The following is an 11,375-nucleotide window of genomic DNA, read 5'->3' as shown; positions in this document are numbered from 1 at the left end:
TTTCTAATTTAATACGGTTACAGTTTCTTTAAATTGAAGAAAAGCTTTAATGTTATTGGTGATCGCCCGTTCAATTGACCCCCCAGCTTTCATGAGCCGCATTTCACGGTTAACTGGCCATAGATAATCCAAACTATCGGTCAAACGTAACATATTCTTCAGCATTTTTTGATGATACTTAACTTGTACATCGAAGCCCTGATGCTCTTGACATAAACATTTCTCTAGCCAATATAGAGACTCCTGTGCTGACATTCCAAACAAAGGAGAACGCAAAATCTTATCATAATAGGATAAAAAAGCAGCATCCTGTCGGAAAATAGACACCATCTCCAAGGATAAACTTCCTAAAAAGCCTTGTTGCATCCGATAAAAAACTAAATTGCCGATAAACTGTTCATAGGCTGTTGGCTTAGAAAACTCTTTGTATAAATCACGGCCAATCAATTGGGAAGTCGTGGTATGAAAAGCTTCATCTAAAAGATGATAATGGGAAACTGCTGTGGGAACAGGAATAAACTCCCCTTTTCTTTCTAGTTCTCTCAAATAGCGAGAATATTGATATTCATAGTTTTTTAAGCCCATATTACCCGTTAAACGATAGGTATAGTGCTGACAGGCTAAAAAGGGAGAACTGCCCCAATGAAAGGCAAAAAATTGCAGCAAAAACTGAGGATTTGCCACCCCAAAGTAGCCTTTGTTAGAAGCATTTAGAAATACACCTTTTTTCTCTAAATCTAGCAAATGAGAAGAATAATACTTTGATGAGTTGTTGAGCAGAGCTTTACTTAAAGAACGTAAACCTTTATATTGCAATTCTGAGTAGGAGGAAACCGAAGTAAGATTTAAAATTTGTTCTCCCACTCTTGAGGTTATTTTCTTACTTTTATCCGCTTTACTGGTAGTATCTTTGTTGGGTTTCAGCTTAAAAGCCTGTTTGCCTAACAGAGCAAATTTTGTTTTACTACCAATAGTTTGAAAGGCATGGATATGGTACTTTTCTTGATCACTTTCATGATCCAAGGTCAAACAAAGAGAATCGTAGCCACCGACCTTAGCAAAGACACCCGCCGTCACCTGATTGTAGTTAATCGTACTGGCTTCACTAGCAGCAATGTAATCATACTGTGCGCCCCAATATAAATGATTGAGAGCTAACTTTTGAGAAGCGGAAGCTTGTTCATAGAGGGGAGTTCCATACAAAATCGACAGTTCGGGGTCTCCCCATAGATGCTCACTATTACTGGCATAATCAAAACTTTTTGCAAGGGTTTCAATTTTTTCGGTATAGTCAGATTCGAGATTGTGACGATAATTAGTATTATTCAGTTTGAGAGTTCTAGGGGATTGCTGATTGTCAATAGGGTTACTGTCCGACATGATTTTAGATTTCTCAATAGTAGTAATGATTTTTGTTTTGGCCAATTAAAGCTGTTAGTTTGCTCAAGTCGATAAACTTTAATGAGTTGTTCTGGGTTAAGCTGTTGGGGGATTCATCTAGGTTTTCCTTTCTTGATGGTACAAGTCAGAAGTCAGATTACCTTGATGGGATTCCTTTAGGGAATACTCCCCAGTGGGACACTTCGTTTTTGGATTGGCGAACAATTCACTTTACCAGAACTCATTATAATCATCCATCTTTGCTAGGATGATCCAAAAAACGCAAGTTTTCTAAAAGTGTTATTTTTTAGCCAACTTTCGGGAAAAGTCTCAAGCTTTTTCCCTACACCTTACCCCACAACCTGTCTCATTTTCAAGCAGCTTGCCACCCCATCAACCCAAAATGTTAGGACTGACTAACCTGTTTCGCCAACTTTTCTAGTGTCGGATAATCGTAGATCAGGGTGCGATCTAAATCTCGTCCTAACCAATCCTCTAGATCAGCGATCAAAGCAACTGCCATAGAAGAATCCAGTCCATATTCATCAAAGGGAACGCTCAGATCAATCTCATCTTCGTCCACTTCCATCATCTCTGTCATGTAAGCTACTAACCAGTTGTCCAAAATTTCCAGGCTTCCCTCTAAAAATTTGGCCCGACAGCCACGACGCTGAATTTTACCGCTAGAGGTTTTTGGTAAACTGCCAGTCCTGATCAGCGCGATCGCATAAACCTGTAAATCATATTCCTGGACAACGGCTTTACGAATAGCTCTTTTTACCTCATCTATATCTACTTTACGGAGCCAGGTGCGCTCCACTTCCTGAACGACTACGAGCTTTTCTTCGCCCTTGTTTTCAACGGTAAAAGCAGCCCCACAACTGGGACGCAGAGCAGGATGACTATTTTGGACGGTTAATTCAATATCCTGGGGATAATTATTGCGTCCTCGAATCAGAATAATTTCCTTGAGCCGACCTGTGACAAATAATTCACCGTCTTTGATAAAGCCCAAGTCTCCTGTTCGCAGAAAAGGCCCGGCTCCTGTATCTGCCAAATAAGCTTGAAAGGTTTCCTGAGTCTCTTGAGGTTTTCCCCAATAGCCTTGGGCGATTGTTGAACCTGATACCCAAATTTCGCCGACAATTTCAGGGGAGCAAGGTTTCAGGGTTTCAGGATTGACAATGACGATTTGAGTATCAATCGTTGTCCAGCCGCAACCCACGAGGGTCTGCACATTGGTATCCGTTTCAGTGGATCCCACAATCTTATTTTTTTCTAAAGCATTAGCCTGAACGGGATAAAAGTAAGGGGGACTGTCATAACTAACCGCCGTAACTTTCAGGGTGGCTTCTGCCAAACCGTAGCCAGGACAAAGGGCCGTGGCTTTGAAACCAGAAACTTGAAAAGCCTCCGCAAACTTTTTTAGTACCTCCGCTCTGACGGGTTCGGCCCCATTTAAGGCCATGCACCAATGGCTTAAGTCTAACGTAGCCCGTTTTTCAGGGGGAATTTTCCGTACACAGAGATCGTAGGCAAAGTTGGGGGCCGCACTATGGGTCGCTTGTTTATCGGAAAGAGCTTGTAACCAACGTAGTGGTCGTTCCATAAAGCTGGCAGGGGACATCATGTAACAAAGAAATCCTTTGTACAAAGGCTGAATAACCCCATAAATCAGACCCATATCATGGAAGGTCGGTAGCCAAGTGACCATTACGCTATCTTGATCATGGCCCCAACCACGATCTAAATCGGCTGAATTAATCAACAAATTATGGTGACTGACCATTACTCCCTTTGGAGTTCCCGTTGAACCAGAGGTGTATTGTAGAAAAGCGAGACTGTTTTTTTCGAGGGTTGGTTCTAGCCAATCCTCCCTGAGGTGATGGTCAATTTCATCGGTAACAATCCATTCCATTGCGCCTAATTCAGAGTCTTTAGCCCATTGGTTTTTTAAACTGGGAAATAAAGCGGCATTGGTGAAGGTAAATCGGGCTTGAGAATCGGCAATAATCGCCTGTAAACGCAAAAGGTTTTGATTCCGTCGGGGTGGATAGGCGGGAATGGCGACGACTCCCGCATACAAGCAACCAAAAAAAGCTGAAATAAAATCTAGTCCTGGGGGATAGAGCAGTAAACCCCTTTCGCCCTTGGCTTCTAAGGATTGTAGATGAGCCGCGATCGCCCTAGCCTTTTGATCCAGTTCCCCATAGGTTAAACGAGCTTCTTCGATTTCTCCGTCTCGCAGAAAAATATAGGCGAGGCGTTCCGGTTGACTGCTTGCCCGATAACGGAGTAATTCAACTAGGGTTGAGAATTTATTCAAGGGTTCTTGCAGATCACCATAGTGAATAGTCATCTAAGTACAGGACAAAAAGCTGGAAAAGTAGGCGGGAGTAGGTTTTTATGAGAAATAGCACTAATCTCGAAACCCCTGTGAACCAGTATAGGGAAAAAGTCCCTGAATTTTACCCCCGCTCCCTCCAATGGTCGGCACTTTTTGAGGGGAAAAAAGTCTAAAAGCCTTATCCAACAAGGTTTTTAGATTTATTCAGCCAGCCCTAATTAATTTTTGAGGGGTCAAAAACGGCAAAAATAAGGATTAAATCCCATAAAATTTGTAAATAGACTATTTAATTGATTATTATTCATTCCTAATTCTCCTGACGACCGGCTACTGCCTACTGACCCTAACAACAATTTTTGATTTTTACAAGAGGTCTTATTTTAACCTATCATTTGGCAATGCTATATATAATAAAATTAATCGGTAGTTTCCTAGAGGTAAACTTTTATGATCGTCAATAAGCGAGAACTCAAGCAAGCCTTGAATCGGGTGTACTTAAAAATCAAGCCTGATACTGAAACAATTCAGGTTTTTAAAGCTAATTTGACGCGCTTGTTGGAGCAATGTGACAGCAAAAAGTCCGAAGAGTTTAATAAAAATTTGCTAATAGATTTTTTAAAAAATACCTATTATACCGATCGCTATTTTATCAATACAAAAGAGCGCATCGATCTGGTGATTCATAATAACCAGGATGTTAAAAGTCCTGTGGGGGTGATTTTTGAGACGAAGAAACCTACTCGGACAATAAATGCAGAAATGCCGAGACTGGATAATCTCAATACCAAGGCTTTTCAGCAGTTAGTTTTATATTTTCTCCGCGAAAGGGTGACAGATAAAAATCTTGAGATTAAACACTTAATCGTAACAAATGTTTATGAGTGGTTTATTTTTGATGGGAAGATTTTTGAGGAGTTGTTTTTTGCTAATAAGGCTCTAGTTAACCAGTTTGGCGATTTTGAAGCAGGGAGACTGAGTAGTACGAAAACGGATTTTTTCTATCAACAAATTGCCGAACCAGCGATCGCTAAAGTTATTGAGCAAATTAAGTTTACTCATTTTGATCTGCGAGAACTGGAAAATTTAGATTTGCTTGATATTTACAAGATTCTTTCGCCAGAACATTTACTTAAGTTACCTTTTGTTAATGACAGTAATACTTTAAATAAGCCTTTTTATAATGAGCTTTTGTATATTATTGGTTTGACGGAAATTAAGGAAAAAGGGAAGAAATTAATTGGACGAATGAAAGAAGGCGATCGCTGTGATGGTTCCCTGATTGAAAATGCAATTAGTCGGTTGGATAGTTTAGATAAAATTGCACAATTAAAAAATCCTGAAGAGTTTGGAACTACGGATGAGGAACGGCTTTTTAATGTGGCGTTGCGGTTATCAATTAATTGGATTAATCGGGTTTTGTTTCTCAAACTACTGGAAGCGCAATTAATTAAATATCATCAAGGCGATCGAGATTTTGCCTTTCTCAATTTGGCGAAAGTTCCCAGTTATAGTGATCTCGATAGTTTGTTTTTTGATGTGTTAGCCAGGGAGACAAATAAGCGCGAGGCTAAGGTTAAAACGACTTTTGCTCATGTACCTTATTTGAATAGTTCGTTATTTGAACCAACGGAGACGGAACAGCAAACGATTTTTATTGGCAATTTGCGGGAGCGAACTTTACCCATTTTTGCAGGTACGGTGCTAAAAGATAATCAGGGTAATAAGCGAGTAGGTGAGTTAAATGCGTTGGCTTATTTGTTTGAGTTTTTGGATGCTTATAAATTCGATCGAGATGAGTTAGAAAATCCTCAAGAAGATAGCGAAAAGTTAATTAATGCTTCGGTATTAGGGTTAATTTTTGAAAAGATTAATGGTTATAAGGACGGTTCTTTTTATACGCCGAGTTTTATTACCATGTATATGTGTCGGGAAACGATACGAAGAGCGATTGTGCAGAAGTTTAATGAAGTAAAAGGCTGGAATTGTCAAAGTTTGGATAATTTATATGAACGAATTGAGGATAAAAGAGAAGCGAATACTATTATTAATAGCCTGAAGATTTGCGATCCGGCCGTGGGTTCAGGACATTTTTTGGTTTCAGCTTTGAATGAGATAATCGCGATTAAGAGTGAGTTACGGGTTTTATTAGATAGTTCGGGTAAGTCGCTAAAAGATTATCGGGTAGAGGTGCGAAACGATAAGTTATTGGTTTACGATGATGAGGGGACTTTATTTGCTTATCATCCGAATAATAAAGAAAAGCAACGGGTACAGCAAGCCTTATTTCATGAGAAACAGACGATTATTGAAGGGTGTTTATTTGGGGTGGATATTAACCCTAATTCCGTGACTATTTGTCAGTTGCGGTTATGGATTGAGCTTTTAAAGAATGCTTATTATCGCGAGGATGGCAATTTAGAAACTTTGCCAAATATTGATATTAATATCAAGTGTGGTAATTCTTTGATTAGTCGCTTTGCTTTGGATGTGGATGTTAAACAGGTTTTACAGAAGCAGAAGTTTAGTATTGAGCAATATCGCAATGCAGTCCAGACTTATCGCAATGCGGAAACTAAGGGACAAAAGCGGGAGATGGAAACGCTGATTGCTAAGATTAAGGCTGGTTTTAGTGCTAATTTATTAATTAGTGATCCTAAGAAGGTGAAGTTACGTCAATTACAAGGGGAACTTTATAATCTGGAAAATCAGGGTTTATTGTTTGAGGAGACTAAGACGGAGCAAAAAGCGCGGGAGAAAAAAGTAACTAAGTTAAATAATGAGATTGATAAGCTAACTGCTGAAATTGCAGATATTGAAAGCGGTAAGCTGTATAAGAATGCTTTGGAATGGCGGTTTGAGTTTCCTGAAGTGTTGAATGATGACGGGGATTTTGTTGGGTTTGATGTTGTAATTGGTAATCCTCCTTATGGCGTAGATTTTTCAACCCAAGAAAAAGAGTTTTTAAAGAAATATTATGATCGAATTCATGTCCGAACTCCAGAGTCTTTTAATTATTTTTCTTACAGATATCAAGAACTTACAGGTAAGCAATCTTTGTGTTCACTAATAATTCCCTCTAGTTTTTTAAATCAAATTGAATTTGAAAAAAGTAGAGAATTAATACTAAGTAATTACAGTCTTATCTTAGACATTAATCTTGGGGATGGAGTATTTGAAGATGTTACAACTCCTACCTGCATCATTAGTTTTTCTAAAAAAATATTAAACAACTCAACTCTATATGCAGATCTATCAGATGTGGAAAGAGATAAATTACCAGTTGAGCTAGATAAAATCAATAATCTCATTGATCAATCCAATCTTGTTTCTAATCAAGCTTATAGCTTTGTTTTTAAAAATCATCATCAATTAATTGAAAAATGTTATTCAGGTAATCTAACTCTTAAAGATATTGCTGAAGATGTAGCTACTGGAATTAGTCCCGGACTTGCAGATGCTTTTATACTTAAATCAGATGAAGCTGAAAGTAAGAAATTAGAAAAAGATATAATTAAAAAACTAATAATTGGAGGAGAAATAAACTCTTATTGTTTACAGCCTAAATCAGAGAAAGTCATAATTTATTTTTCTTCGGACTTAGATGTTAAAAATTATCCCAATATTATTAAACATTTAAGCTTATACAAAGAAAAACTAGACAATAGAGTAGAAACTAAAAGTGGTGTTATCCCTTACTATGTAATGTTAAGACCTAGGCGCAAAAAATTATTTACTGAGCCTAAAATTTTAATTCGACAAACTGCGAATAGAATCATTGCTGCTTACGACGAAGATCAATGGTATTGCCTTAAAAGTGGAATAATAGTTCAGTTGCCAAATAAATCAGAAGTGCAATATTTATATTTATTGGCTGTTCTCAACTCTAAATTGATGAATTTTTTATATAGTGATTTAGTTAATGAAGATGTGAGAATATTTCCAGAAGTAAAGCCAGTACAATTATTTAAACTTCCAATTGTAGTTCCTAAAAGACAAATACAAATAGCATTAGAAAAAATTGTTAATAAAATTCTCACAGCTAAAAAAGACGATCCTAACGCTGACACAAGCGAATTAGAAAAGCAGATCGATCACTTAGTTTACAAACTCTATCAACTCACCTATAATGAAGTAAAAATCATCGATCCAGAATTTGCCCTAACAGAACAAGAATATCTGGACTTCCCCTAATTTATTCCCTTACCCCCCCGATGTCCTGTAGGGCTAATTCATGAATTAACCCTACTATGAATTAACCCTACAATGAATTAACCCTACAATGAATCAACCCTACTATGAATTAACCCTACCCTTACCCCCCCGATGTCCTGTAGGGCTAATTCATGAATTAGCCCTACAATGGGTGTTGTCAAATTGAAAGATGCTGGGAATCAGCTTTGCCTTTTGCCTTGTGCCTTTTGCCTCGTCTCAACAAGCAATTTAAATGCTTGACAGCTTAATTTCTGGCCAACTAGCTACCACCGAGGCCAATTTATCCAAATCCCGACGATCTTCGATAAAGGGAAAAACACCTAAAACTGGACAATTAGTCAAGGATTGAATTAAATCGATCGGTGTTAACTGCTCTATCTCCGTCTCCGTGCGCGGTTCGAGACAATTAAGGATAATTCCGCCCAAATTGACCTTTTTCTGCTCTGCTAGGGCAATATTAGCCACCGTTTGGGAAATCGCTCCCAATTTCACCGGCACCACCAAAAGCGTTTTTAACCGCCATTGAGCCGCTAAATCCGCCAAAGTTAGCTCGTGGGTGACAGGACAACCTAAACCCCCCAAACCCTCAATTAAAACCAAATCTTGGCTTTTTTGTAGGTTCAGCAGAGCTTGCCACACCGTCCCCAAAGGAATATCTCGACCCTCCAAATCAGCAGCCACAGGAGGCGCTAAGGGTGCTTGATATTGCAGCGGTGTGATCATTTCTAATTGACCCTGAAATAAACCCTCATACCATTCTCGATCGCCTTGACCCGTTTGCATTAATTTCATCAGCCCCAGGGCCTTCGATGGATAGTATTTTTGCCAATAAGCCACTAAAGCAGTGGTGACAACGGTTTTACCCGCATCGGTATCCGTAGCCGCAATCAAAAGACTATTCATAAAACCCCCAGGCTCAGTCAAGATCAGGTGAAATCACCAATATTTATCATCTTATCCCCCCATCTCCCCATCTCCCCACTTCCCACTTCATAATTCATAATTCATAATTCCCCCTCTCCTCACTTCCCCCCGCAACGCGCACGAAGTGGTCTCCCCACTTCCCACTTCATAATTCATAATTCATAATTCCCACTACCCCACTTCCCCAGATATTGCATGGGTAAGATGCAAAAAGAAAAAAAACTGCAGCCAAAAAGGTGAGATGGAATACACTAAAAGTATAAGGTTATCAATTTTGCTATTTTTCAAGTTGCATCCTAGGCAACAGAATTGCAATTATCCCTCTAGTTAGAAATTGGACGGTTTGCCCTGTGGTTTCATCACTTCCCAAGCCCAATGACTCTTTAACAACGGTTCCCCAGCGTTGTTCTGGTGCTTATGCCTTGATGGACAGTCTCAAACGTCATGGTGTTAAGCACATCTTCGGTTATCCGGGTGGTGCGATCCTGCCCATCTATGACGAACTCTACCGCTTTGAAGAACGGGGAGAATTACAACATATCTTAGTGCGCCACGAACAAGCGGCCGCCCATGCCGCCGATGCCTACGCTAGGGCCACCGGCAAAGTGGGGGTCTGTTTCGGTACTTCCGGCCCCGGGGCGACCAATTTGGTGACAGGCATCGCTAACGCACACATGGACTCCATCCCGATGGTGATTATCACCGGTCAGGTGAGTCGGGCGGCCATCGGTTCCGATGCTTTCCAAGAAACCGATATTTATGGTATTACTCTCCCGATTGTTAAACATTCCTATGTGGCTAGAAATGCCCGGGAAGTAGCGAGAATCGTCGCTGAAGCCTTCCACATCGCCAGTACAGGACGACCGGGGCCGGTTTTAGTCGATATTCCCAAAGATGTCGGTTTAGAACAGTGCGATTATATCCCCGTCGAACCGGGAGATGTGAAACTAAGCGGCTATCGTCCCACGGTTAAGGGTAATCGCCGTCAAATCGAGGCCGCTTTGCACCTCTTGGAAACCGCCGAAAAACCCTTACTTTACGTTGGTGGAGGTGCGATCGCAGCGAATGCCCACGCCCAAATTGCCGAGTTTGCCGAGCGTTTTCAGTTACCCGTTACCACCACGTTAATGGGGATCGGTGCTTTTGATGAACATCATCCCCTCTCGGTGGGAATGTTAGGAATGCATGGCACCGCCTACGCTAATTTTGCCGTGACCGGGTGTGATTTATTAATTGCCGTCGGCGCTCGTTTTGATGACCGAGTAACGGGGAAATTGGACGAATTCGCCTCGAAAGCTAAGGTAATCCATGTGGATATCGACCCGGCGGAAGTGGGCAAAAATCGCGCCCCTGACGTGCCGATTGTCGGGGATGTGCGGGTAGTTTTAGAACAAATACTCCAAAAAGCCAGAGAATTTGATTATCCCACTAATTCCGATCGCACCCAAGCTTGGTTAGCCCAGATTGATCGCTGGCGCCAAGATTATCCCCTGCAAGTACCCCGACCGGAAGGCAGACTTTCCCCCCAAGAAGTGATCGTTGAGGTGGGTCGTCAAGCACCCCACGCCTACTATACCACCGATGTGGGCCAGCATCAGATGTGGGCAGCCCAATTCCTCAAAAATGGACCCCGACGTTGGATTTCTAGCGCGGGATTGGGGACGATGGGTTTCGGTTTACCAGCTGCTATGGGGGTAAAGGTGGCCATTGCCGATGAGGAGGTCATCTGTATTAGTGGTGATTCCAGTTTCCAAATGAATCTACAGGAATTAGGCACCCTAACCCAATTTAATATTCATGCCAAGACGATTATTATTAATAATGGTTGGCAGGGTATGGTACGTCAATGGCAAGAAGCTTTCTATGGGGAACGTTATTCTAATTCCAATATGGAAGTAGGAATGCCGGATGTGGAACTGTTAGCCCAAGCTTACGGCATTAAAGGGATTACTATTCGCCATCGAGAGGAATTAGCCGCAAAAATTGCCGAAATGTTGGCCCATGATGGTCCGGTTTTGGTCAATGCGATCGTGACTAAGGACGAAAATTGTTATCCCATGGTCGCCCCCGGTCAAAGTAATGCGCGTATGATTGGTTTACCGAAAATTGTCACCAGAAGTTGTGAAATGCTCAATTGTCCCAGTTGTGGCGCGGTTAACAGTGTGAATAATAAATTCTGTCCTGAATGTGGGGCGAAATTGTAGCCAAACATTGTTAATCAATTATCTAGCCTCCGTTCAGGATAACGGAGGTTTTTCGCTTTTTCTCTACTATTTAGGGTTTGCTGAATAAATCTAAAAACCTTGTTGGATAGGAATTTTAGACTTTTTCCCCATCAAAAAGTGCCAGACCTTGGGGTGATCGGGGGGGGGAAATTTAGGGACTTTTTCCCTGAAAATTAAGTAGGTAGGCGAAAAAACTTATAAAATAGCAGAGAACCCTTTATGGAGGAGGAATAAAACCTTGCCAGCCCCTCTAAAAATTGATTTAAGTGAAGAAGAAGACAAAAACC

Annotated in this window: 5 protein-coding genes; 2 read left to right on the top strand and 3 right to left on the bottom strand. The window is 40.8% G+C overall.

Going from position 1 to position 11,375, the window contains the following annotated elements:
* Window positions 1-3: 3 nt before the first annotated feature.
* Together LW728_RS20155 and LW728_RS20150 are read right to left on the bottom strand one after the other, a co-directional pair.
* Entirely contained in the window at window positions 4-1,380 is a 1,377-nt protein-coding gene (locus LW728_RS20155) for a hypothetical protein (protein ID WP_287767897.1), read from the bottom strand.
* 406 nt (window positions 1,381-1,786) lie between these two features.
* The gene (locus tag LW728_RS20150; RefSeq protein WP_287767895.1) at window positions 1,787-3,739 is read right to left on the bottom strand and encodes an AMP-binding protein; all 1,953 of its coding nucleotides are present in this window, start codon (window positions 3,737-3,739) and stop codon (window positions 1,787-1,789) included.
* A 435-nt stretch (window positions 3,740-4,174) separates the two neighbouring features.
* On the opposite strand from LW728_RS20150, the gene LW728_RS20145 reads away from it, so the two are divergent.
* On the top strand, window positions 4,175-7,918 hold the full coding sequence (locus LW728_RS20145) for a type IIG restriction enzyme/methyltransferase (RefSeq protein ID WP_287767893.1): 3,744 nt from the start codon (window positions 4,175-4,177) through the stop codon (window positions 7,916-7,918).
* Between the two features lie 249 nt (window positions 7,919-8,167).
* On the opposite strand, the gene bioD is transcribed toward LW728_RS20145, so the two are convergent.
* A complete protein-coding gene (gene bioD / locus LW728_RS20140) occupies window positions 8,168-8,842 on the bottom strand; it encodes a dethiobiotin synthase (RefSeq protein WP_002763308.1) in 675 nt (224 codons plus the stop codon).
* A gap of 371 nt (window positions 8,843-9,213) precedes the next feature.
* Between bioD and ilvB the strand changes: the two genes are divergently transcribed.
* Window positions 9,214-11,067, top strand: a complete 1,854-nt coding sequence (gene ilvB / locus LW728_RS20135) for a biosynthetic-type acetolactate synthase large subunit (RefSeq protein WP_287767890.1) — start codon at window positions 9,214-9,216, stop codon at window positions 11,065-11,067.
* The last annotated feature ends 308 nt before the right edge of the window (window positions 11,068-11,375 follow it).

Origin of the sequence: Microcystis sp. 49638_E5 (assembly GCF_021300285.1) — a bacterium.
In the GTDB taxonomy this organism is placed as follows: domain Bacteria; phylum Cyanobacteriota; class Cyanobacteriia; order Cyanobacteriales; family Microcystaceae; genus Microcystis; species Microcystis aeruginosa_C.
This window is presented reverse-complemented; position numbering and strand designations above follow the sequence as displayed.

What these genes read in the sequence shown, in the direction of transcription:
- LW728_RS20155 (WP_287767897.1), bottom strand. Translation starts at nt 1,380, where the DNA reads ATGTCGGACAGTAACCCTATTGACAATCAGCAATCCCCTAGAACTCTC.
- LW728_RS20150 (WP_287767895.1), bottom strand. Translation starts at nt 3,739, where the DNA reads ATGACTATTCACTATGGTGATCTGCAAGAACCCTTGAATAAATTCTCA.
- LW728_RS20145 (WP_287767893.1), top strand. Translation starts at nt 4,175, where the DNA reads ATGATCGTCAATAAGCGAGAACTCAAGCAAGCCTTGAATCGGGTGTAC.
- bioD (WP_002763308.1), bottom strand. Translation starts at nt 8,842, where the DNA reads ATGAATAGTCTTTTGATTGCGGCTACGGATACCGATGCGGGTAAAACC.